The organism is Porphyromonas vaginalis (genome assembly GCF_958301595.1).
Taxonomy (GTDB): domain Bacteria; phylum Bacteroidota; class Bacteroidia; order Bacteroidales; family Porphyromonadaceae; genus Porphyromonas; species Porphyromonas vaginalis.
The window spans coordinates 629,687-654,259 of sequence record NZ_CATQJU010000001.1 but is presented as its reverse complement, the minus strand read 5'-3'; the positions used below and the strand labels follow the sequence as shown (position 1 = coordinate 654,259).

The window sequence follows — 24,573 nt, the reverse complement described above, 5'->3', positions numbered from 1 at the left end:
TAGCTTCTAATCTCTTTTTTCGTACCTTTGGGTGAAAGTTGATAGCTCTATATAGGATATCTCTCAAAACTCACTCTTAGCTCTATGACAACAAATAGCAAAGACCCTAACGACTCCCCCAAGGCATCATCTGCGACCCAGTCTTGTGATCAGACCTCTCCCGAAGATCTGACACAGAGTCGTGCGAAGCATGGAGAGCCTGTATATCGAGTCTCCTTTTGGACTCCTCGCACCTCGCTGATCACGCTGATTTTCATCCTGATGCTGATCATCGGCAAGCATGCGCTCCCCTATATGAGTGGCGTGCTGGGTGCCTTAACCATCTACGTCCTCCTGAGAGGTCAGATGAAGTGGCTCGTCGAGCGTAAGCGCTGGGGTCGCAGTTGGGCTGCTTCGCTGCTGACGGTAGAGGCGATCTTTTTCTTCCTCATTCCACTGATGGGGATCGTCTTGATGCTGATCGACCTCTTCTCCACCTTTGACCCAGAGTCGCTGAATGTGTTGACGACGCAAGCGCAGGAGGTGATCAAAGATGTAGAGGATCGCTTTGGCATAGAGCTGTGGAGTAATGAAAACTTACAGAAGCTGACGAGCTTCTCGACCACGCTCGTAAAGGTCCTACTACAGGGGATGTCTTCATTCTTCCTCAACGCTTTTATCATCCTCTTCCTCCTCTACTTCATGCTACGAGGTTATGACCACTTTGAAGCAGCGGTGGAGGAGCTACTACCCTTTACAGAGCGCAATAAGAAGACAGTCTCTAACGAAACCATAAGCATCGTCAAGAGCAACGCTATCGGCATCCCGCTCTTGGCTATTGTGCAGGGAGTCTTTGCTTACATAGGCTACCTGATCTTTGGGGTGGACAATGCACTGCTCTTTGCTGTACTAACGACCTTTACGACCATCATCCCAGTACTTGGCACGATGATCGTATGGGTGCCGATAGCAGTCATCATGGGGATCAACGGTGACTGGCTCAACGCGATCCTACTAGCTCTCTACGGCTTTATTGTCATCGGAGGCGTGGACAATGTAGCGCGCCTACTCCTACAGAAGCAGATGGCAAACATTCACCCGCTGATCACGATCTTCGGAGTCTTCATCGGTCTCTCACTCTTCGGATTCTGGGGCGTCATCTTTGGACCGCTGATCCTCTCCCTGATTGTACTCTTTATCAATCTCTATCGTCACGACTTCGTACCTGGATCGAAGGCTAAGCCGACCGCCTCTACAGATCTTCAGGAAGCAAAGTCTCTCGAGCGTCTCTCTAAAATTGTACAAAACAACGGTCTCTCAGCACTGACCAAGTCAGAGCAGGAGCGGTACGAGGAGGCGCACACGGACGATGATAACCCTAAGGCAGATGAGTGACAACTTCATAGTATCAGCACGCAAGTATCGCCCGCAGACTTTCGATGAGATGCTCGGGCAGGAGGCTATATGCCTCACGCTCAAGAGTGCCATCAAGCAGGGCAAGATAGCGCACGCTTACCTTTTCTGTGGTCCCCGTGGTGTGGGCAAGACCTCCGCAGCACGTATCCTAGCTCGTACGATCAACTGCGAGCAGCTCACCCCGCAGGGGGAGGCGTGTGGCGTATGCCCTAACTGTCAGGCGGCGCTGAACCAGCGCGCCTTCAATATATACGAGCTGGATGCTGCCTCCAACAACTCGGTGGACGACATACGCCGTCTCAACGAAGATGTCTACATACGTCCACAGCAAGGCAAGTACAAGGTCTACATCATCGACGAGGTGCACATGCTTTCGTCGGGAGCCTTCAATGCTTTTCTCAAAACGCTTGAGGAGCCACCAGGCTATGTGGTCTTTATCCTGGCTACAACTGAAAAGGACAAAGTCCTCCCAACCATCCTCTCACGCTGTCAGGTGTACGACTTCAAGCCGATACCGCCTGAGCAGATCGCTGAGCAGTTGCGCCGTGTGGCAGATGCCGAGGGTCTCCAGTACGACCCACGCTCTTTCGACACGATAGCGCGGATCGCTGATGGGGGTATGCGCGATGCGCTCTCGCTCTTTGACCGCTTGGCTAGTACAGCGCAAGACGGGGTCATCTCCTACGAGCAGACGCTGCAGACGCTCAATATACTAGACGACGAGTACTACTTTTACTTCACTACCTACCTATATAGTGGTGACTACAAGCGTGCGCTCTTACTCCTCGACGAGCTCCTCGGCAAAGGGGTAGCCATGCGTCAGCTGATCATCGGACTAGCCGACTTTATGCGCAATCTACTGGTGGCTCGAACCCCAGAGACGGTGCAGCTCTTCCCCTATACGGGCGTCCATGCAGAGCGGTTTATGGCGCTAGCTCAGCAGATCCACCCGCTCTTTCTCTACAAGTCTATCTCTAAGCTTGTCGCCTGTGAGCGCAACTACCGCTCATCGCAAGCTAAGCGACTCCTAGTCGAGCTGACGCTCATGGGAATCTCGGAGATGTGTGGTGCGTTTAAGAATGCTGCGGTTGCTCCGGCGACAGTAGCGACAGCTCCTAGCCAGCCAGCCTCAGCAGCTTCTGAACCCGCCCCGCAGCCCGCCCCAGCGTCTCCAGCCCCGCAAGAGAGTAGCGTGCAGACGCCACCAGCTACTTATCAAACTGCGCCTACTCCTGGCGAAAAAAAAAAGACTCCTCAGCTAGCAACTAGTCAGCCAAAGCAATACACTCCGACAGGCTCCTCCCTACGCATATCAGCTCTTAAGCGTCAGGCAGAGGAGACGCTCACGGCACAACAAGCTTCTGTAGCCGAAGCGGACGAAGACTCAGATGCCTCGGAGACAGGACAGCGTGATGAGCCAGTCACGCCCGATGAACTACTCAAGTGGTGGTTCGCATTTGCCGATGAGGAGCTGATAGACGATGCCTACCTCTCACAGCTACTCCACACGGTGACACCAGAGTTGCAGGCACCTCATGGGCTCAAGGTCTCCTTGGTGAGCAACATACAGCTAGAGTCGTTCGAGCGAGTCGAGCGCTCCTTGCTGCGCTACCTCAAGGCTAAGCTACACAACGACAATCTCACGCTAACGACAGAGGTCTCAGCTGTGGAGCAGACACAGCACGCCTCGACAGCGCAGGAGCGTGCGGCTTACTATATGGAAAACTACAAAGAGGTGGCCTACCTGACGAAGACGCTCGACCTGCGTGTCAAGTGACGACAAGATAGCTCATGGCGAGAGACTCTTTCGTCCACCGATCCCGCCAGAATCGAATGTGCCTGGTTTAGATCTCTCCCGCCATCCCTAAAAACAGGAATTAGCTGGCGTTTTTTCTGCTCTTCGAGTTTATTTGTACCTTTGAGACGATATCTTTAGGACTATCTCTATGAATAGACTCAATACGGCTCGTCCCTGCACGAGCATGCTGTCTTACGTCAGTTGCGTATGCCTCTCTCTCGTTGCGCTCCTGCTGACTCAGCCAGCTGTGGCTCAGCTTGCGACACCTCTCCCTGCTACGATAGTGACGGATCTAGGGAAGCGTCAGGCCACACTACGCAGTGCTTCAGGGGCTTATCAGCTAGAGGCGACCTCTCGTACGGAGCCTGCTAGCTCGCTACGTCAAAGTGAAGAGACCGCTTCCTCGGGCCTACGACTCCTAGAGCTACCAGCAATAGAGTACCGTCAGCTGCCTGAGAGTCAGTTGTGGGGAGACTGGATCACGACTGCTTCGGGCGAGCGAGCTTGGCAGGGCGTATTGCAGCTTGAGGAGGCAGGCTGGAATACGCTTTACTTTGGCGACTACCAGCTGAACCGTGGTGATATACTTATCATTGCAAATGAGGAAGGCGAGGTGCGAGGTGCTTTTACCGAGGCAAACAATGTCTCGTCTCATAGCCTTACGACCGCTCCGCTCTATGGTGAGCGACTCATAGTCTACTACTATCCCGCTAATGGCGAGCGCAGAGCTCTCCCGTGGCGCTTGTCGACCGTTACGACCGCTCTGCTCTCTACCATCGGTGAGGAGCTACCGCCTCCAAACGGTGATCATAGGGGGGGAGGCTCTCCTTTCTTTATCGTGAAGGGGCTGGAGTGCGCTGAGGCTACGGTGCGACACCCTGAGGTGGAGCGCATCGCTCGTAGCGCAGTCTTGCTCGTGGTGCGAGGGCGGTTCTTCTCGTCAGGCACCCTAATCAATAACAGCCACCAGGATGGAGAGGCACTCGTCCTGACCGCAGCCCACTGTCTCAACAATAGCTATCAGAGCAGAGACCTCGACTATGTACGTCAGAGTGCAGAGCAGTCGGTCTTTTACTTCAACTACTTTAGCCCCACGGGCGACCCTCTCATTAATGGCATCGAGGAGCAAACGCTAGCCGGCGCCGAGCTGGTTGCCCTCAATGAGGAGCACGACATGTGCCTGCTCCGTATCACAGGTGTGAAGCCAGATGTGCCACAGGGACAATGTGCTATACCGCCCAGCTATCGTCCTTACTTCGCTGGGTGGAATGCAGAGCGCGACTTCCCTGTGCCTGTCATCGGCATCCATCATCCGTTAGCCTCCGTACGTCGCTACAATAGAGCGGACGAAAAGCCTACTCTGGAGAGCTACGATATGGCCTCCGTGCCAGTCCGATGGGTCAATTCGCACCTCTACATTAGGAAGTGGGATGTCGGGACGACAGAGCGTGGCTCCTCGGGGTCGGGACTCTTTGACAAGAATCATCACCTCATCGGTGCTCTCTCTGGGGGAAGCTCTGTCTGTAGTGCTCCGAACAATGACTACTATTACGCTCTGAGCGAAGTCTTCACGGGCTACTCCGACGATAAGTGTCTGAAGCCACACTTAGCCCCAACGAGTGACCAAACTATACTAGAGGGACTAGATCCTTTTGCCGCAAAGCCGCCTGTGCGTCTCTCACATCAGCTCTATAGTCTGATGCGTGACAACGTGCTGATACGCAGGGACGACGCCACGATCGGGGGAGTCGCTGTGCGCTACGACATCGACACCTCCGTGCAGTATCTAGGCTCTGTGCTGGTTCTAGGCGCTATGCAGGAGTGGACACCTGTGACCCTGGCTATATATGGCGACGAGGAGGGCAAGCCTGGCAAGAAGCTCTACGAGCAGACGTTGCCAAGGCCTTCGTATCTATTAGTAAATGATGCAGGACAAAGTCCGCAGCAACGAACGCTCTCGGATGCTTTCCAAGCCTTCTTCCCTGCTAAGGAAGACACTCCACTGACACTCTCTGCCGGCACTTACTACATAGCACTAGAGGGGAACGAGAGCAAGGCTCTGTCAGCACCTTTGCTTATGAGCAAAGCGCAGCTACACGACACTCCCTATGCGTGGCACCTCGTCGGCTTCAGCTGGGAGCCGGCACAGATAGGCGGAGCGCCTTACCTAGGGCACTACTGGATAGACCCGATCGTCCTGGGCAGTCTCAAGGCGGGCGGAACAGCCGCTATAGAGTCTGTGAACGAACCTCGTGTGATGCTGGCGGGGGAGCGTCTCTACCTCCTGCTACCAGAGGCGTGGCTCGCGGGAGGTACTCCGGCTGAGGTAGAGCTATATAGTGCTGCTGGGCAGCGCATCTTGTCGCTGCCACTGACGGACGTTCGCTCATCGCTATCTCTTGCCGACTACGCACTGCAGTCTGGCGTTTACATCGTACATCTAACCGGAGCTGGAGAGCGGTATAATTGCAAGCTCATTCGCCCGTAACCACTTAACTAGACAGTTTACTTACACACTTAACATATATGCGTACAATATCCTCTACAGCCATCACAGACTTGGTGGAGAAGCTTTGCATAGAGGCTTGTGTCAACCTTTCGCCCGACATAGAGGCTGCCATGCAGCAGGGCGCAGAGCAAGACCGCTCGCCTCTAGCACGAAACGTACTGAATACGATCATCGAAAACGTTCACATAGCGCGCAGCGAGCGTGCCCCCATGTGTCAGGATACGGGTATGACCGTCATTTTCGTCGATATGGGACAAGATCTGCACGTCGAGGGTGATCTGATCGAAGACGCCATCAACGAGGGCGTCCGCAGAGGCTATGCCCACGGCTACCTGCGCAAGTCCGTCGTGAGCGACCCGATACATCGACACAATACGGGCGACAATACGCCCGCCGTCATCCACTACTGCATCGTGCCAGGAGACCAAATGCACATCACCGTCGCTCCCAAGGGCTTCGGCAGTGAAAACAAGAGCGCGCTCTCCATGCTTACCCCCAGCCAAGGAGTAGCCGGCATCAAGCAGTTTGTCCTCGACACCATCTCCCACGCTGGGGGCAACCCCTGTCCGCCGATCATCGTCGGTATCGGCATCGGTGGTACGATGGAGCGCTCTGCTGAGCTAGCTAAGCGTGCTCTGCTACGTCCTATCGGTGATCGTCATCCCGATCCCGCCGTCGCTGAGATCGAGGAGGAGCTACTCCAAGAGATCAATAAGATGGGCATCGGCCCAGCTGGCTTCGGTGGAGACACCACCGCCTTAGCTGTCGCCATCAATACGGGTGCGACACACATCGCCGGGTTGCCCGTAGCGGTCAATATCAGTTGCCACGCGACACGTCACGCAGAGGGTACACTATAATATATAGAGACATGGAAGAGAAGAAGATACTCAGAGCCCCCTTTACGACAGAGATGATTACTCCGCTCAGAGCGGGAGATATGTGCTACATCTCGGGGACTATATACACAGCACGTGACGCAGCGCATCTGCGTCTTGTCGAGATGCTAGAGCGAGGAGAGGAGATGCCTTTTGACTTCACAGGGCAAGTCGTTTACTATGCGGGTCCTTGCCCGGCTAAGCCTGGACAACCCATCGGCTCCGTAGGCCCCACTACAGGAGGACGTATGGACGCTTATTCGCCAACGCTCATAGCCCACGGGCTACGCGTGATGATCGGCAAGGGCTTGCGTAGCCCAGAGGTCGTTGACGCGATCAAGCAGTACAAGGGCGTTTACTTTGCCGCCATCGGAGGAGCTGCTGCTCTGATGGGCAAGTGCGTCAAGGAGGCCGAGGTAATCGCCTTCGACGACCTAGGTCCCGAAGCGATCCGCAAACTACGTGTCGAGGAGCTCCCCGTCATCGTAGCCGTCGACAGCCTCGGAGGCGACGTCTACTCGCTCGGCCGCTCGCAGTACGCCCGCCGATAATCAGCAAGGCTTTCTTAGTATGAGCCTGTCGAGTAAGTGGCGCTTTTGTCCTTTATTCGGCAGGCTCAGCACGTTTAGGCGCCAGGTTCGGCAGGGCTGACGCATTATAATCGCTCTGCCACCCCTGCTCTCTCACTTCTAATCTCTCACTTCTAACCTCTAATCTCTAATAACATATCTTTACGGGGAAATTTATCCGATTCCCTCCTTTCTCGAATATCCACGTGGGAAATCTCAAATCTCCACGTGGATATTTTTTATTCCCCACGTGGAGGCGAATCATTTCCTCCGAAGTTTCATTTCATTCCTCCGAAGAATTTTTTATTCTCCACGTGGGGATTTCGAAATATCCACGTGGAAATCACTTTTCTCCGACACGCCCTCGTATCGATATGTAGTCAGCTCTAAATTATTGTAACGACCCAGCGTTGCGTTTTTCCTGACCATAAGACCACACGTACTTTTCCATTCCAAAATTTATTGTACCTTTGCTTCCACAATCCGAGGGGGCTAGTGACTGTGGTAGCATAGTCGCAGGATAGTCGCCCGAGGAGGTGCTATGCGGAAATAGCTCAGTTGGTAGAGCATCAGCTTCCCAAGCTGAGGGTCGCGAGTTCGAGCCTCGTTTTCCGCTCTGTAGTAAATGGGACGGTGCTTAGGTGCCGTCCTATTTTTGTTATCCCATAGCCACGTTTAGGTGCTTTCGCAGTGTGGCGCCGAATAGTTTTTTGGACAATCAGAAGGGTATCTGTTTGTCAGTAGTATATTTTAGCGTAACTTTGTGGCAATCTAGACTACGTGAAATAATAACGATATATCAAATATACTCATGCAGAACAAAGGATTTGTGATCCTCTTCGCCTCTCTACTGACGATCATCTGCGCTTTCTACATCTCCTTTACCCCTGTGGTAAGGCACTACGATCAGAAGGCGCTGGCGATGACCGCAGCTGGCGAGGATGGCAAAGCGTATCTCGACTCAATGGCCAACGAGAAGGTGTGGTTTGGCTACACGCTCAAGAAAGCCCGCAACCAGCAGATAGGGCTCGGACTAGACCTCAAGGGCGGTATGAACGTCGTCCTCAAGGTCAATGGACGTGACCTCCTACGCAACCTCTCGGGGCATAACCAGTCTCCTGCTTTTATCGAGGCTATCGATAGAGCTGCTAAGGAGGGTGGTAATGACTTCGTTGAGACTTTCGTAAAGGCTTACAAGGAGCTCGAGCCCTCAGGCTCGCTCGCTGTCATCTTTAGCAATGGCCCCCTCCGTGATGTTATCTCCCCTAAGTCTAGCGACCAGGAGGTTATCAAGGTGCTTCAGGAGAAGTACAGCAGTGCTATCGACGCTGCCATCAACGTCCTCAAGACGCGTATCGACCGCTTTGGTGTGGTCGCTCCAAACGTACAGCGCATAGAGGGCCAGGGGCGTATCCTTGTCGAGCTACCTGGCGTTACAGAGCCTCAGCGTGTCCGTGAGCTACTACAGCGCAGTGCTAATCTGCAGTTCTGGCGTACTTACACCTATGATGAGATCGCTAGCGATCTCGTCGACGCTAACAACCGTCTCACCGCTATGGCAAATGGCAATGACCTGACGCCTGCCGATACGACCGTTAATGCAGCTGACTCGACAGCCACGGTGGCCGACTCGACAGCCGTACAGAAGCCAGCTACTGGAGGTGTAGAGAATGTCCTCTTTAGCAAGCTCAACGTGACCAATCGTGGTACCATCGTGGGCTACGCGCGTCGTGCTGATCTAGACAAAATCGATGAGATGCTCGAGGAGGCACAGAAGCAGAAGGTGATCCGTGAAGATCTGATGCTGCTCTGGGGCAACTCACCTATCAAGGACCCCCAGACAGGCAAGGAGACGGATATCTACGAGCTATACGCTATCCGTGGTAACCGCAATGCACTCCCCGATCTAGGTGGTGAGGTGGTCACCTCGGCACGTAGTGAGGTGCGCAACGACCTTGGTCAGAACCGCCCCGTCGTCACCATGACGATGAATGATGAGGGTGCCCGTAAGTGGGCTCGCCTGACGGGTGACAACATCGGCCGAAGCATAGCTATAGTCCTCGATGGCGTCGTCTACTCAGCTCCTAATGTCAATTCGGAGATTACGGGTGGACGCTCTGAGATCTCAGGCCACTTTACCGTCGACGAAACGACCGACCTTGCTAACGTCCTTAACTCTGGACGTATGGAGGCTTCTGTCGAGATTGAGCAGGAGAGTGTCGTTGGTCCGACCCTCGGTAGCGAGTCTATCAAGGCTGGTATCATCTCCTTTATCATTGCGATCATCCTACTGATGATCTATATGTGCCTCGCTTATGGTCTCATCCCAGGTCTCATCGCCGATGGCGCTCTGATCCTCAACAGCTTCTTCACGCTCGGTGTCCTGGCCTCTTTCCACAGTGTCTTGACGCTGTCCGGTATTGCGGGACTTGTGCTGACGCTCGGTATGGCGGTGGATGCCAACATCCTGATCTTCGAGCGCATCAAGGAGGAGCTACGTGCTGGCAAGTCTATGACACGTGCTATACAGGATGGTTATGGCAATGCCTTCTCAGCAATCTTTGACTCCAACCTTACGACCGTCATCACGGGTGGTGTACTCTATGCCTTTGGTACAGGTCCTATCCGTGGCTTCGCTACGACGCTCATCATCGGTGTCATCGCTTCCTTTATCACGGCGGTCTTCCTGACGCGTATCGTTGTCGAGGCACTCGATAAGAAGGGACGTATGGACAAGGTCACTTATACGACCTTCCTTACGCGCAACCTGCTCAACAACCCAAGCTACAAGATCCTGGAGAACCGCAACAAGGGCTTCATCATCTTTGGCTCTATCCTAGTGCTCGGTCTCATTGGTTCGTTTGTATGGGGTCTCAATAGAGGTATCGAGTTCTCAGGTGGTCGTAACTACATCGTTGCCTTTGAGCAGCCAGTCTCTTCGGCTGAGGTGCGTGAATCACTCATGAAACCCCTAGAGGAGCATGTCCTCGTCACCTCCATCGGTACGGAGGGCAACCAGGTTCGTATCTCAACCAACTATGGTATCGGCATGACTCAGGAGAGCGAAGACGAGGAGCTACTCGTCATCGGTAAGGTCTTCGAGGGAGTCCAGAAGTTCCTTCCACAGGGTACCACCCAGCAGCAGTTTGTCGACAACTATGTCGTCAGCTCACAGCGCGTCAGCCCGAGTATGTCTAAGGACATCTCTCGTCAGGCTATCATAGCGGTGGTCCTCTCCCTGATCTTCATGGGACTGTACATCTTGCTCCGCTTCCGCAACTGGGCCTTCTCGCTAGGTGCCTTTGCTTCTGTGGCTACTACCACGCTCCTCATCGTGGCGAGCTACATACTGCTCTGGCAGATCATGCCCTTCACGATGGAGCTGGATCAAAACTTCATCGCAGCACTACTAGCGATCATCGGATACTCGATCAACGACGTGGTCGTCGTCTTCGACCGTGTCCGTGAGACGCTACACAACTATCCGAACCGCGAGGAGAAGCTGGTGATGAACGAAGCTCTCAATAGTACGCTAGCTCGTACGGTGCAGACTTCTTTCTCAACCTTCCTAGTGGTCTTCATCATCTTTATCCTCGGTGGAGCCTCTATGCGTAGCTTTACCTTTGCGCTACTCATCGGTATCGTCTATGGTATCTTCTGTACGCTCTTCGTCGCATCGCCTATTGCTTACCTAGTACGCAATAAGCAGCATCAGAAGAAGCTCGCAGCAGCTAAGAAGTAAGCACACCTCTGCTCGCTCTCAAGGTAGAGCAAGGTAAAAACAAAGTCGGAGCCTACCCACACGATCGTGGATAGGCTCCGACTGCTTTTGAGACGGTGGTGCAGAGACGACTCCCTCTAATCTCTAACTTCTACCCTCTAACTTCTAATCTCTAACCTCTAAATTCGTACCTTTGTGCCATATCTAAGATACTTATCCTCTTATGACATCAAAAGTTTCAGATCAGCAGTGCACTATCGCGCAGTCGGTAGCTCATCGTTTGCTCGCTATCCAGGCTGTCGAGCTTCGTCCAGACGCACCCTTTACGTGGGCCTCTGGGTGGCTTAGTCCTATCTATTGTGACAACCGCAAGACGCTCTCTTATCCTGCGCATCGCAGCTACATCAAGCAAGCCTTTGCCATCCAGGTGAGCGATCGCTACCCCAATGCTGAGGTGGTAGCAGGCGTTGCCACGGGAGCTATCTCGTGGGGAGCCTTGGTGGCAGACGAGCTGGGGTTGCCCTTCGTCTATGTACGCTCCTCGGCTAAGGATCATGGCAAGCAAAACCTCATTGAGGGTTATCTGCCCGAGGGAGCTCGTGTCGTAGTCATCGAGGATCTGATCTCTACAGGCGGTAGCAGTATGAAGGCTGTCGAGGCACTACAAGCAGCAGGCGCACAGGTCGAGGGACTCATGGCGGTCTATACGCATGGCTTCGCTGAGGCCGAGGCGCTTTTCGCCAAGGCAGGTGTGGAGATGCGCACCCTGACTGATTACAACGAAGTGATTCGCCAAGCTGTCTCTGCTGGTTACGTCTCTGAGCATGACTTAGAAATGCTTGCTCAGTGGCGCGAAAACCCGAGCCAGTGGGGACGATAGCATTGACGACACCTTTAAGCTTACACAACCCATTCCTATGACGATACAAAGTCAGCCCGTCGCCTCTACGTATAGTTGTGAGGCGATCTATCGTAAGATCAGCGACCTGTCCAATCTCGAGGAGCTACATCAGTTGCTGGAGGAAAAGCAGGTCAAGGTCTCTTCACTCACTAGCGACCGCTGCGAAATACAGGCGCAGGTGATGAAGTTCCCGGCAGATCTCGCACTCGTTGTCTCGGAGCGTATCCCCACCGAGGAGGTTCGCTACCAAATCGAGCACGATATGATGCCCGCCAATGTCTCCATACGACTCACGTCTCAGGAGACGGGAGGTAGCACCTTAGTTGTCTCACTAGATGCTAAGCTCAACCCCTTTGTCGCTGGCATGGTAAAACCTCACCTAGAGGAGGCTGTGCAGTACATTGCCAACATGCTGGGACAGCTGCGCTACGACGCATAGTCTAAAGCTAGAATCAAAACAAGGATGCAGGGTATCCGCATAATGCTTTTATCGCTCATGACGCTCCTCCTACTGGGGTGTCAAGGCGAGGTGCAGTACGCCACGCCCCTGCGTCCAGTGCACTATGAGTTATACTTCGCCACTAATGGACGAGCACTCACAGCCACTGGGGGGTATATGCGCATCACGAGACCCAGCACAGCAACCTCAGCCATCGGCTTCGGAGGCATCCTAGTCATTCACGGCTTCGCAGGGAGTGGCACGGCCGATTACTACTACGCTTACGACCTTGCCTGCCCTAAAGAGCTGGATCCCACGAACGCTTTGATGGTCAATGAGAAGCTCGAGGCGGTCTGTCCGAAGTGTCACAGTCGCTTTAGCATTGTCTATGGCGGGGGAACGCCCATCCAAGGGCCTGCCCAAAGCCCCCTCCTGCCTTACCGTGTCTTACCCATCGATGGGGGTATACTGATCACTGCACCTGAGCTATGAGCAAGCTAGTCCGACACCTTCTCTGCCTCCTCGTCTTGTGGAGCCTCCTAGCGACAGCCGTTAGGGCGCAGTCGCGCTACGATTACGACATACCGCTACCCGGCTTTGACAAAGATCCCCACGAGCTCATCTATCGTGGCGAGACGCTCCACAGCTATCTGATCAATCCCTACACGGGCGCGCTCTATGCGGCACGTCCCGATACGCTGAGTACGCTCTTTCACGATCAGGTGAAAGCGGAGAGCCGCTCCATCGTGATGGCTTACTTAGGAAACTTGCGCTCTCCGTGGGTCGATATGGACTACTTCAACCGACTGCGCCCGCAGCATCGCTTCCTATACGACCAGACGCTCTCGGGCTTCGTATGGGACGAGTCTAATAGGCTTTTCTATCGCACGAAGACCCCCTTCTCCAAGCTCCTTTATCAGCGCAATGGAGATGCCCAGAGACGCGAAGAGCAGTTTGACGGGACGATCGCCTTCAACCTCAGCAAGCGGCTAGCGATGGGAGCCGACTTCAACTACACCTACTCGCCAGGCTACTACATAGGCAACCGCACCAAGAGCTGTGACTATCGGCTATTTGCGACGCTGACACTAGACCGCTACGAGGCGTACCTCTCGGGCGGGGGCAACTTCGCACGGATCACGGAGAATGGCGGTATCATGGAGGATGCCTATGTCAATGACCCTACACGGAGCAACTCTGGCCGGCGCAATCTGGAGAGCCACGAGATACCCGTTCGTCAGGCAGAGCGTGTCTGGAATGGTATCGACGATGCTCACTTCTTCCTCTCGCATCGCTACAACTTCGGCTCCTATCGTCCTCGCAGTGCCAGTGACTCGCTGACCATCTTTGGCGAGCGTCGCACCGAAGCCGATACGGTGCGCTTCGTGCCGATAGCTAGTGTAGGGCATCTCTTGAGCTTCAGGCAAGGCATCCACCAGTATGTGAATCGAAACCAAGCTACCTGGGAGCAGTACCCCAACCACTACTCCTATATGCACAAAGGTCCCTCGGGTGCGCTCGACTCGCTCTACGTATTGCCTGAGGATAGCACCCGACGGTGGCAGCTGGACAATAGCTTCGTCCTCTCGCTCCGTGAGGGCTTCAGACCATGGGTCAAGTTTGGTCTAGAGGCTTATGTGCGGCTGGAAAACAAATACTACTACACCCCCGACTCGATCTATCGGGAGCGACCCGGACACAGCACCATGGACGTGGTCGTGGGGGGACGCATAGCGCGTACCTCGGGACACTTGCTCAACTTCGATGCGCAGCTCGAGAGTACCCTCCTAGGCGAAAACATCGGATCCATCTTGGCGCAAGGCGGTATCAGTACTTCGTTCCGTCTCTGGAGCTTCCCCGTAGGACTGCGTGCCTGGGGCAACTTCGAGAATCGTCGTCCGGATTACTTCATACGGCACTTTCACGGCACCTTCCACCGCTGGGACAGAGACTTCGGCTATGAGCGTCGGCTAGCCTTCGGAGGGCGACTCACACTCGACAAGCTGGGCACCTCGCTAAGCGTCGAGACCGCCACCCTGCAGAACCAGCTCTACTGGACTTCGCAAGGGCTCGTCGAGCAGTGTGCTGACCCGATACAGATCCTCTCGGCACGCCTGCAGCACGACTACAAGTGGGGTTGGCTCGCCTGGAGACTGCAAGCCCTCTACCAGCTCTCCACACGTCAGGAGGTCGTGCCTCTGCCTACGCTCAGCCTCTACGGAACCGTCTACACAGACTTCCTATATGCTCGTGTCTTACGCATCATGCTCGGCGTAGACTGTCGCTGGCATACACGATACTACGCGCCTTACTATGAGCCTGCAGTCATGCAGTTTGTCAATCAGACGGAGACGAAGTATGGCAACTTCCCCCACTTGAACGCCTTTGTCAGCTTCCAGCTCAAGCGTGCGCGCTTCTTTGTCGAGTACTACAACCTCGGTGACCTCTTTATCTCACCCTCGGAGCGTTTCTCCGCAGCGCACTATCCAATCAATCCGCCCATCATCCGCCTCGGCATCTCGCTCGACCTAAACAAGTAGTACGCTGGGTGCGTCCGTTGTCGAACGGCAAGACGTGTAGCCCTTTGTAGGGACGCTCGGTCGTGCGTCCGTCCTTGTTAAAACCACGATGCTGTAACCTTTGATACAACGGACGCACAACCGTGCGTCCCTACGGCGGGTTACTTGTCTCGCATTGATGCAGCGACTCGCTTTCTATCGTGCTTTATTTGTGGTATATACGAGTTCCAAAACCCGTTCCTCTTTTGGAACTAAAAAGTTCCAAGGGAGGAACTCTTTAGTTCCAGCGGAGGAACTTTTTAGTTCCAGCGTTGGAACTTTTCGGTTCCAAGGTAGGAACCATTCATCGGACAGCTGTGATTTCGTATCTTTGTCCCGTAAGGCGGAGACTGCAGGTGTGGTCTCGTCGCTACATTTACTGCATAACGAAATAGGCGTATCCTCGATGAATACACATCAACGACAGCTAGCGTGGTGGCTCTACGGCGGGCTAATGCTCATCTTTGTGGCACTCTTGTGGTGGGTCGCTGCTACTGACCAGGCTATGACTGGCCCTTCGGAGGCTCTCGTCACGCCTCCTGTAGCTATGACCGAGTCCCTGAGCGAAGCTCCCGAATTGCCCACCCTTTCGCCTGCGGGTGAGGCTTCGCCGTGGCAGTCGTTTGTGAGTTCAGTCCGTGCTCATGCAGCCTCAGACATAGGGATGTTGCTGATCCAGTTGGTCGTCATCCTGCTCGTGGTACGTGTCGTCGGGTGGATCTTCGCACGATTGCATCAGCCGACGGTCATCGGAGAAATCCTAGCTGGTATATTGCTCGGCCCGAGCTTGCTGGGAGCCGTTTGGCCAGAAGCGATGGAAACGCTCTTCCCTGTGCACAGCCTGGGCAATCTAGAGTTGCTCAGTCAGTTCGGACTGATCCTCTTCATGTTTACCATAGGTATGGAGCTGCGTATGAAAGACCTCAAGGGTCAGGCGCAGCAAGCTTTCATCATCAGTCAGTCGGGGATTATCTTTCCCTTTATCCTAGGCATCCTCCTCACTTATGGGCTGTACAGTCGCCCTGAGCTACTGAGCGAGGGGAGTAGCTTCTTGTCGCTCGCTCTCTTTGTGGGCATCTCGCTCAGCATCACCGCCTTCCCCGTCTTGGCGCGTATCATCCAGGAGCGCTCGCTCTCGCATAGTCACCTAGGCCGCTTGGCACTCTCGACCGCAGCCATGGGAGACATCGTGGCGTGGCTCATGCTGGCGGCCATCATGGCGGTCAGCCAGGGGGGGAGCTTCACGAGTGCCCTCTACAATATGCTCTTCCTCGCGCTCTATCTGGCGGTCATCTTTGGCATCTTGCGACCACTCTTCGGACTCCTCGGGCGGCGTGTGAGACATCGTGAGGTACTCTCCAAGTCGCTCATGGGGCTCATCTTCATCCTCCTCATGGCGAGTGCCTACTTCACCGAGATCATGAGTATGCATGCGCTCTTTGGCGCCTTCATGCTGGGGCTTGTCATGCCTGAGAACCTAGACTTCCGAGTGATTGTCAAGGAAAAAGTCGAGGACCTAGCACTTTTGCTCCTCCTGCCGCTCTTCTTCGTGAGCTCAGGTTTGCGCACAGAGCTGGGCTTGGTCAATACGCCTCAGCTGTGGGGCCTCTTCCTGATCTGTACGCTTGTAGCGGTTATTGGCAAAATGGGCGGCACCTACCTAGCGGCACGAAGCTGTGGCATACAGCGCCGCGAAAGCCTTTACCTAGGGGCTTATATGAACACCCGAGGGCTGATGGAGCTGGTCGTACTGCGCATCGGACTGGACCTAGGAGTCCTCTCGACCGTTCTCTTTACCATCCTCGTGATGATGACGCTCGTGACTACCATCATGACCGCTCCAACGCTGCAACTAATCGACTGGCTCCTTAAGAAAAAGAAAACACCGCAAAGCCTAGAGCACGCGACAGGTCAGGTGCTCATCTCGTTCGGTCGTGCTGAGACGGGCGTGACGCTCTTAGAGTTCTTCCATAGGCTCTGTGGTGGCACCTCTCCACAGGTGGCCTGTACGCTGATGCACGTCACCACGGATACAGACATTAGCACCATCGATGCGGATCACTACTACGCCAGTAGCTTTGCCGCGCCGATGGAGATGGCCAAGCAGCTAGACCTCTCCGTGGAGCGTAAGTATGAGATCGCCGAATCGGTGCCCGAGGCGGTTCTCTCGCACGCCAATCATATCCAGAGCAACCTGCTGCTCCTCGGGGCAAGTGTCAACCTTTCGCAAGACAAGAAAGACCGCGACCTAGTCGCATATAGCGATAAGCTCACCCGCAGGTGGAAAGTTATGACTGGTCGCCGTCGTCAAGCTAAGAAAGAGCAGAACTCGCACTCCTTTGAGGAGATTATTGCCACTTTTGCTCATGAGGCACCTTGCTCGGTGGGTATCTATGTGGACAATGGTCAGACCCCGATAGCACATCCGCTCGTGTTGATGCAGCGGCCTGAAGACAAAGAGCTACTACTCGTTGCCGAGCAGGTGACGGAGCGTGCCGATAGTCCGATCACGCTGATGCCACTCTCGTCACACCTTGCTAAGCCTGCGACAGAGCTCTCGGATCGTGTGTCGTGGAGCGGGGAGACTTTTGCTGAGCAAGTTGATCTGACCACTTACGACTTCGCCTTCATCGCTTACGATGCGTGGGCAGCCCTCATGCCAGCACAGCAAGAGCTACTCCAGCAGTTGCCCTCTTACCTCATTCTAGACATTGACGAGGCGACCATCGAGTTGCCGACGATACATCGCCCTACTACGGGAGCCGTCTCTTATCTGGGTAAAGTCTCTTAACTATGAAACGTCAGAGAGGTACTCCTCGCCAAGCAAAGCAAAAGCAGACCACGCCACTCTGGGCGCAGCAAGACCCGTGGCTCGCACCTTACTATGAGACGATAGAGGCGTGGCAAAGCTATATCGCAGTGCGTCGGCAGCTCTTTGTCGGCTCGCAGAGCCTTTCTAGCTGGGCGTGCGGACACCTTTACTTTGGGCTGCACCGCACCGAATCGGGGTGGACACTGCGTGAATTTGCGCCAGCGGCTCAGGCGGTCTACCTGCTTTGCGACGCTAACCAGTGGCGTAAAGATCCGAACTATCGATTTGTTGCCAATGAGGAGCGACTAGGTGAATGGCTCCTCGAGCTACCCGCCACAGCACTACACCATCTAGACTACTACAAGCTCCTTATCTGCACCGATGATGAGGAGCTAGAGCGGATCCCGGCTTACGCACATTATGTGGTGCAGGACCCGCGTGACTATAGCTTCTGCGCTCGTGTTTGGGCTCCCGAAGAGCCTTACCTGATGCAGGCGCCAGCACCTCAGCGTCCCGATACCTTGCTCATCTATGAGTGCCACATAGGGATGAGTGGCGAGGAGATGGGCGTTGCGAGCTACGAGCAGTTTCGCACGGAGCGACTCCCCTACATCGTCTCGGCGGGCTACAACACGCTCCAGATCATGGCGGTGCAGGAGCACCCGTTCTATGGCTCGTACGGCTATCACGTCTCCAACTTCTTCGCTCCGTCCAGTCGCTTCGGCACGCCCGACGACCTCAAGCGCCTGGTTAATGAGGCGCACGCCTTAGGGCTCTACGTCATTATGGACTTGGTCCACTCGCATGCCGTGCGCAACGAGGCTGAGGGCTTGGCGCGCTACGACGGCACGCGGACGCTCTTCTTTCACGAGGGGAGCCGTGGCGAGCACCCGCAGTGGGACTCGCTCTGCTTCGACTACGGCCGTGGTGAGGTGGTACACTACCTCCTCTCCAATTGCCACTACTGGCTCACGGAGTACGGCTTCGATGGCTTCCGCTTCGATGGGGTCACCTCGATGCTTTACGAGGACCACGGCTTGGGGCGACCTTTCCTCACTTATGCGGACTACTACAATGGCAACGTAGACCGAGATGCGCTGACCTATCTGACGCTCGCCAACGAACTAATCCACGCTGTCAAGCCCTCGGCGACGACCATCGCCGAGGAGGTGAGCGGACTGCCAGGACTGTGCGAAAGTCAAGCCACAGGCGGCTACGGCTTTGACTACCGCCTGGCGATGAATGTGCCGGACTACTGGATCAAGCTGATCAAAGAGCAGCCCGACGAAGCCTGGAATCCGGAGAATATGTGGTACGAACTGCGCAATCATCGTCCTACGGAGCGAACGATCTCCTACGCTGAGAGTCATGACCAGGCACTCGTCGGAGACAAGACTATCATCTTCCGACTCATCGATAGCGACATGTACTGGCACATGCAGCAGAACGACTACAACGATCGGGTGATGCGTGGCATAGCGCTCTGCAATATGATCCGTCTGATGACCTTCGCCACGATGTGCGGTGGTTATCTCACCTTCATGGGCAATGAGTTTGGACACCCCGAGTGGATCGACTTCCCTCGTGAGGGCAATGGCTACTCCTACCAGTACGCTCGTCGTCAGTGGTCACTACAGGCTAATGACTTACTGCGCTACAAGCAGCTAGCGCACTTTGACAAAGGGATGCTCTCGCTCTGTGGCTTGACGCCCCGCTTTGCAGAACTCTCGGACTACTGCTATCACAGCCACACGGAGCGACAGGTTATCGTCTTCATGCGAGGTGACGGCTACCTCTTTGCCTTCAACTTTAGCCCCACGGAGAGCTACGTCGACTATCTCATCGAGGGCGTGCCAGCGGGGCAGTACGAGCTTCTCCTCGACAGCGATGCGGTCGCCTGCGGAGGCTTCGGACGTATCGATGCCAGCGTCACGCACCACACCCGCACCACCGCCGAGGGTGGCACCGAGCTACGACTCTATCTGCCCTCCCGCTCAGCGCAAGTCTACTGTCGCAAGCCGTAACAGCCCTTTCGTAAAAACAGCAAAGGCGCATAGTTCACGAGAGCTATGCGCCTTTGTCTAGCTTATGTGTAAGTCTTACTTCTCGAACTCGATGTCGATGTCGAAGGACTCATGCCAGGGCAGTCCCTGACGAGCCACCTCCTCGAGGAAGGGATTTGGGTCAAACTGCTCGACGTTGAAGACGCCAGCGCCACCCCACAGACCCTTGGCGAGCATCAGTGCGCCCGTCGTAGCGGGGACACCCGTCGTGTAGCTGACACCCTGCGTGCCGGTCTCACGGTAGGCTGCTTGGTGAGAGCAGTTGTTCCATATATAATAGGTACGCTCCTTGCCGTCCTTGACGCCACGAATACGGCAGCCGATAGAGGTCTCGCCCGTATAGTTCTCGCCCAGCTCCTTAGGATTGGGTAGGACAGCCTTGAGGAATTGGATCGGCACGATCTCCTGGCCATTGTAGTTGATCGGCTCGATGCTCGCCATACCAATGTTTTGGATCACCTCGAGGTACTTGAGATACTCCTCACCGAAGGTCATCCAGAAGCGCGCCCGACGTATCGTGGGGAAGTGCTTGACGAGGGACTCCAGCTCCTCGTGGTAGAGTAGGTAAGACTCGCGTACGCCGATGCCTGGGTAGTGCAGCGGACGATGTATCTCCTGAGGCTCCGTCTCGATCCACTCGCCCTCGTGGTAGTACTTACCCTTTTGGGTGATCTCACGGATATTGATCTCTGGGTTGAAGTTGGTCGCAAACGCCTTGTGGTGGTCACCACCGTTGCAGTCCACGATGTCGAGGTAGTGTATCTCGTCAAAGTGATGCTTGGCAGCGTAAGCGGTGAAGATACTGGTCACACCTGGGTCAAAGCCACACCCTAGGACGGCAGTCAGCCCAGCCTCCTTAAAGCGGTCGTGGTAGGCCCACTGCCAGCTGTACTGATACTTAGCCTCGTCAAGGGGCTCATAGTTTGCCGTGTCAAGGTAGTTGACGCCTGCCTTGAGACACGCCTCCATGATGGTGAGATCTTGGTAGGGGAGTGCTACGTTGATGCAGATGTCTGGACGGAAGCTTTCGAAGAGCTTCACGAGCTGCTCCACATCGTCCGCATCCACCTGTGCGGTCTGGATCTTGACGTTTTGTATCTGTGCTGCGATAGCGTCACACTTAGACTTAGTGCGGCTCGCCAGCATAATGTCAGTAAAGGTCTCAGCATTCTGAGCCACTTTGTGAGCTACTACGGTGCCTACGCCACCAGCTCCGATGATGATCACTCTTGTCATAGAGGTTGTATAGTTAAAAGCGTTAGAGATTCATGAGGTTTATGGTAGCTATGCCGACCATCCTTTGCGGCTGCTCAAGCGTCGTCGCTACTTTGCTCTGCCAAAGATACGAAAAAGAAGTTAGAGATTAGAGGTTAGAAGCTAGAGGTTAGAGCTTTTTCTAGTAGCACTAGTGGCTCTAGCCGACGGCTGATATCTTTTTATTATCTTTGTGGTATAATCAGTAGATAGGAATCATATATGAAGTTTACCGTCAATAGCAACGAGCTCTCCACGCTCTTGCAAAATGTAGGGCGCCTTGTCCCTGCAAGCAATGTCTCTATGCCTGCACTGGCCAACTATCTCTTTGAGGTGACTCCTGAGCGGATCTCCGTGACGGGAGGCGATACGATGATGCGCTCGACTGGTGTGATCGCTCCGCTGGAGTGTGATGGCGAGATGCACTTTCTCATAGCTCCCACACCACTACTGGACTATATCAAGTCACTCCCTGTACAGCCACTGACCATGGAGATGCAGACGACCGAAGAGGGCGCACGCTTTATCCACCTGATCCACTCGACGGGATACCTAGACATACCCATCGGCGACGCGGATCTCTACGTCTCTAGAGAGTCTCCCGAGGATACCGAGGGGGCTGCGATGATGAGTATGAATAGCTCTAGCCTCCTGGCTGGTATCTCGGCGGTTCTACCGGCTGCCTATCCCGACACATCGCGTGAGCAGCTACATGGCGTGCACTTCGTCATGCTCACGGACCGTCTAGAGCTCTGCGCGACGGACAATGTGCAGCTCGTACGCTACATAGACTACGATGCACGGATCGTCGAGAAGGAGGGCGAGGTAGCACAAGCTTCGCTGAGGGATCCGAGCTTCACGCTCCCGATCAAGGTCTCTAGCTTCCTACAGTCTATCCTACCGAACTTTGCCAATGAGGAGGTACTCGTCATATTCAATAATAAGCAGGCGGAGGTGCGCTTCGGCACTTACAATGTGGTTTCGCAGGTGAGTGTGCTGGACTTCCCCAACTACAATGGGCTACTCCCCGATGCGATGACCTATATGATCGAGATCGACGGACAAGTTTTGCAGCGTGCCACAACTCGTGTCAACTATCTGAGCAATATCGTCGGGCTAGGTGCCGACTCGAGCCTGCTCTGTATCACCTTTGAGGAGCATGCGATGGTGATGAAGGGAGGCTTCTACGCACAGGGTGCGAATACGCCTGGTGTCGATGTCGAGGAGCGTATCCCCGTGGACTATCCCGAGCAGATGGAGGGGATGCAGATCACCTTCAAGACGAACACCTTCATTAAGTTCCTCAAGGCGTTCAATGCTGAGAGCTTGCAGCTACACATTACCAATGCCACGCAGCCGATCATGATCACACCGACCAAGGTGGCTGACCAAACGGACCTGCGAGGTATCACAGCTCCCGTACGTATCTAAGGACCCCGAATTTGCATAGACTATGAAGTTACAGCTGGATCGTCCGCTAGTCTTCTTTGATATAGAGGCTACGGGACTAGATATTACGAATGACCGTATCGTCGAGTTAACCATTCTCAAGCTGATGCCCGATGGAGAGCGGATCGTGCGGACACGACGCTTCAATCCGGAGATGCCTATCCCAGCCGAAAGCACAGCAATACATGGCATTACGGACGAAGATGTGCGTGACTGTCCGCCCTTTAGAGCTTGTGCTAAGAGCTTAGCGGAGCTGATCGATGGATGCGACCTGGCGGGTTACAACTCGCAGCGCTTTGACCTGCCGATGCTCGGGGAGGAGTTCCTCCGTGCTGGGGTGGAGGTGGACCTGCTCTCTAGGCAACATATAGACGTGCAGACGATCTTTCACAAGATGGAGCCGCGGACGCTCGAGGGCGCTGTGCGCTTCTATTGTCATCGTGAGCATATCGGAGCGCATGGTGCTGAGGCAGACACGATCGCTACGCTCGATGTGCTACTGGCACAGCTGGAGAAGTATGGCGACGCACTGCCAAGCAGTGTCAAGGAACTCTCCGACCTGACCACTTATCATCGCAATGTAGACCTCGCTGGGCGCATTGTGCGAGACGATAACGATGTGCCGGTCTTTAACTTTGGCAAGCACAAGGGACGCTCTGTCGAGGAGGTTCTACGCGAAGAACCCGGCTACCTCAGCTGGCTACTACAAGCGGACTTCTCACGAGACACAAAGCGTCAGTTCCTCCTGATCAAGGAGCAGATGAAGCCTTAGAGCCGTCACGCCACACGAGAGATAGCCATGCGCTTACAGAATAAGCATATAGTCGTAGGGATCACCGGCGGGATAGCCGCCTACAAGAGTGCCTCGCTCGTACGCCTGCTGATCAAGGAGGGAGCCGAGGTGCAGGTGGTTATGACGCCTGCCGCTAAGGAGTTCATCACGCCGCTGACGCTCGCCACGCTCTCGCAGCATGCGGTGGTCTCAGACTTCTTCGATCGTCGGGATGGTTCGTGGCATAGTCACGTGACGCTGGGCACTTGGGCTGACCTGATGATCATAGCTCCCGCCACGGCTAGCACGATCGGTAAGATGGCGCACGGCATTGCCGACAATATCCTCGTGACCACTTACCTAGCGATGCGCGCTCCCGTGCTGATCGCCCCTGCGATGGATCTAGACATGTGGTCTCACCCGACGACCGCCCGCAATCTGGAGATACTGGCGCAGGACGGTGTCGCACAAGCGTTGCCCGCCGAGGGCTTTCTCGCTAGTGGACTGACTGGGCGGGGACGTATGCAGGAGCCGGAGGAAATCTTAGAGCAGGCGGTCGCAATGCTCACCGCTAAAGCGGAGAAGCTACCCTTAGCAGGGGAGTGCGTCACCATCACAGCTGGACCTACCTACGAACCGATCGACGATGTGCGCTTCATAGGCAACCATTCGTCGGGACTGATGGGTATCTCACTGGCGGAAGCTTTGGCACGTCAGGGGGCCGAGGTACATTTGGTCTTAGGGCCAACGCATCTCCGTCCCACCAACCCGCAGATTGTCGTACACCCCGTGATGACTGCCGAAGAGATGCTGGCAGCAGCTCAGGAGACCTTCGGGCGTAGCTCGATAGCGATCTTTGCAGCGGCAGTGGCTGACTACCGACCCGAGGAGCGCGTGTCTGGAAAGATCAAGAAGGAGCGTCGTGGCGGGGAGCAGATGCAGCTCACGCTGACGCAAAATCCCGACATAGCAGCGACTCTTGGAGCGCAGCGCCGTGCAGGACAGTACTTAGTGGGCTTTGCTCTGGAGACCTCTGTGGATACAGCCGCAGCCGAGAGCAAGCTGCACAACAAACATCTCGATGCGATCGTGCTGAACTCGACGAGCGATGCGGGTGCGGGCTTTGGAGTTCCGACGAATAAGGTGCTAATCCTAGACAAAGCGGGCACTCGGTGCGACCTGCCACTAGAGAGCAAGGCGGTCGTGGCGGAGCAGATCGTAGACTTCGTGCTCAAGCATCGCACACAGCTCGTTTAGTCTTATGAAGCTCGATCAAATGAAGCGTTTTCTCCTAGCCTTAGTGAGACTGTTGCAAAGGTCAACAGGCTCACAATCTTGCTTGCAAGATTGTCCTGACTTTGCAGAAAGGATGAAGCGCAAGGCGCTGAGGGTGAGGTCTGAAGGGAGCATACCTCCGTATGTAACCGAAGCCGAACCCCGAAAGCAACGCCGCTA

General features: G+C 54.9%; 16 protein-coding genes and 1 tRNA gene. 16 read left to right on the top strand and 1 reads right to left on the bottom strand.

Translation table 11 applies throughout. The features are described from left to right. The first annotated feature begins 84 nt into the window (after positions 1–84). The 13 genes from Q2J34_RS02510 to Q2J34_RS02450 all read left to right on the top strand — a co-directional run bounded on the left by Q2J34_RS02510 (position 85) and on the right by Q2J34_RS02450 (position 19,604). Positions 85–1,374, top strand: a complete 1,290-nt coding sequence (locus tag Q2J34_RS02510) for an AI-2E family transporter (RefSeq protein WP_298887669.1) — start codon at positions 85–87, stop codon at positions 1,372–1,374. Beyond that, positions 1,367–3,172, top strand: coding sequence for a DNA polymerase III subunit gamma/tau (dnaX, locus tag Q2J34_RS02505; protein WP_298887666.1), 1,806 nt, complete (start codon positions 1,367–1,369; stop codon positions 3,170–3,172). Before Q2J34_RS02510 ends, dnaX begins: the two co-directional genes overlap by 8 nt. Positions 3,173–3,341: 169 nt before the next feature. Beyond that, positions 3,342–5,681: a trypsin-like serine protease gene (locus tag Q2J34_RS02500; protein ID WP_298888536.1), complete on the top strand. Its 2,340-nt coding sequence runs from the start codon at positions 3,342–3,344 to the stop codon at positions 5,679–5,681. A 38-nt stretch (positions 5,682–5,719) separates the two neighbouring features. Beyond that, positions 5,720–6,562, top strand: a complete 843-nt coding sequence (locus Q2J34_RS02495; protein WP_298888538.1) for a fumarate hydratase — start codon at positions 5,720–5,722, stop codon at positions 6,560–6,562. Positions 6,563–6,573: 11 nt separating this feature from the next. Beyond that, positions 6,574–7,131 carry a Fe-S-containing hydro-lyase gene (locus tag Q2J34_RS02490; RefSeq protein WP_298888540.1) on the top strand — a complete coding sequence of 186 codons (558 nt, stop codon included), beginning with the start codon at positions 6,574–6,576 and terminating at the stop codon, positions 7,129–7,131. A 561-nt stretch (positions 7,132–7,692) separates the two neighbouring features. Continuing rightward, positions 7,693–7,765 (top strand) — tRNA-Gly (locus Q2J34_RS02485). Positions 7,766–7,960: 195 nt separating this feature from the next. Further along, positions 7,961–10,891 (top strand): protein translocase subunit SecDF, encoded by a 2,931-nt coding sequence (secDF, locus tag Q2J34_RS02480; protein WP_298887615.1) that lies wholly within the window; start codon positions 7,961–7,963, stop codon positions 10,889–10,891. Between the two features lie 202 nt (positions 10,892–11,093). Continuing rightward, the gene (pyrE, locus tag Q2J34_RS02475) at positions 11,094–11,750 is read left to right on the top strand and encodes an orotate phosphoribosyltransferase (RefSeq protein WP_298887617.1); all 657 of its coding nucleotides are present in this window, start codon (positions 11,094–11,096) and stop codon (positions 11,748–11,750) included. 37 nt (positions 11,751–11,787) lie between these two features. Next, on the top strand, positions 11,788–12,210 hold the full coding sequence (locus Q2J34_RS02470) for a hypothetical protein (RefSeq protein ID WP_298887619.1): 423 nt from the start codon (positions 11,788–11,790) through the stop codon (positions 12,208–12,210). Between the two features lie 24 nt (positions 12,211–12,234). Further along, the gene (locus Q2J34_RS02465; RefSeq protein WP_300969193.1) at positions 12,235–12,702 is read left to right on the top strand and encodes a Rieske (2Fe-2S) protein; all 468 of its coding nucleotides are present in this window, start codon (positions 12,235–12,237) and stop codon (positions 12,700–12,702) included. Continuing rightward, complete coding sequence (locus Q2J34_RS02460; protein WP_300969192.1) at positions 12,699–14,750, top strand: putative porin; 2,052 nt, start codon at positions 12,699–12,701, stop codon at positions 14,748–14,750. The genes Q2J34_RS02465 and Q2J34_RS02460 overlap by 4 nt, the downstream gene beginning before the upstream one ends. A 424-nt stretch (positions 14,751–15,174) precedes the next feature. Further along, positions 15,175–17,559: a cation:proton antiporter gene (locus tag Q2J34_RS02455; RefSeq protein WP_300969191.1), complete on the top strand. Its 2,385-nt coding sequence runs from the start codon at positions 15,175–15,177 to the stop codon at positions 17,557–17,559. A 2-nt stretch (positions 17,560–17,561) separates the two neighbouring features. Next, entirely contained in the window at positions 17,562–19,604 is a 2,043-nt protein-coding gene (locus tag Q2J34_RS02450) for an alpha amylase C-terminal domain-containing protein (RefSeq protein WP_300969190.1), read from the top strand. Positions 19,605–19,679: 75 nt separating this feature from the next. On the opposite strand, the gene Q2J34_RS02445 is transcribed toward Q2J34_RS02450, so the two are convergent. Beyond that, complete coding sequence (locus tag Q2J34_RS02445) at positions 19,680–20,879, bottom strand: saccharopine dehydrogenase family protein (protein ID WP_298887630.1); 1,200 nt, start codon at positions 20,877–20,879, stop codon at positions 19,680–19,682. A gap of 240 nt (positions 20,880–21,119) precedes the next feature. Between Q2J34_RS02445 and Q2J34_RS02440 the strand changes: the two genes are divergently transcribed. Genes Q2J34_RS02440 through coaBC form a run of 3 tightly spaced genes read left to right on the top strand, consistent with a single transcriptional unit; the run spans position 21,120 to position 24,375 of the window. Continuing rightward, on the top strand, positions 21,120–22,328 hold the full coding sequence (locus Q2J34_RS02440) for a DNA polymerase III subunit beta (RefSeq protein ID WP_298887632.1): 1,209 nt from the start codon (positions 21,120–21,122) through the stop codon (positions 22,326–22,328). Between the two features lie 22 nt (positions 22,329–22,350). Beyond that, positions 22,351–23,118 (top strand): 3'-5' exonuclease, encoded by a 768-nt coding sequence (locus Q2J34_RS02435; protein ID WP_298887634.1) that lies wholly within the window; start codon positions 22,351–22,353, stop codon positions 23,116–23,118. Positions 23,119–23,145: 27 nt separating this feature from the next. Next, entirely contained in the window at positions 23,146–24,375 is a 1,230-nt protein-coding gene (gene coaBC / locus Q2J34_RS02430) for a bifunctional phosphopantothenoylcysteine decarboxylase/phosphopantothenate--cysteine ligase CoaBC (RefSeq protein WP_300969189.1), read from the top strand. Positions 24,376–24,573 lie beyond the last annotated feature (198 nt).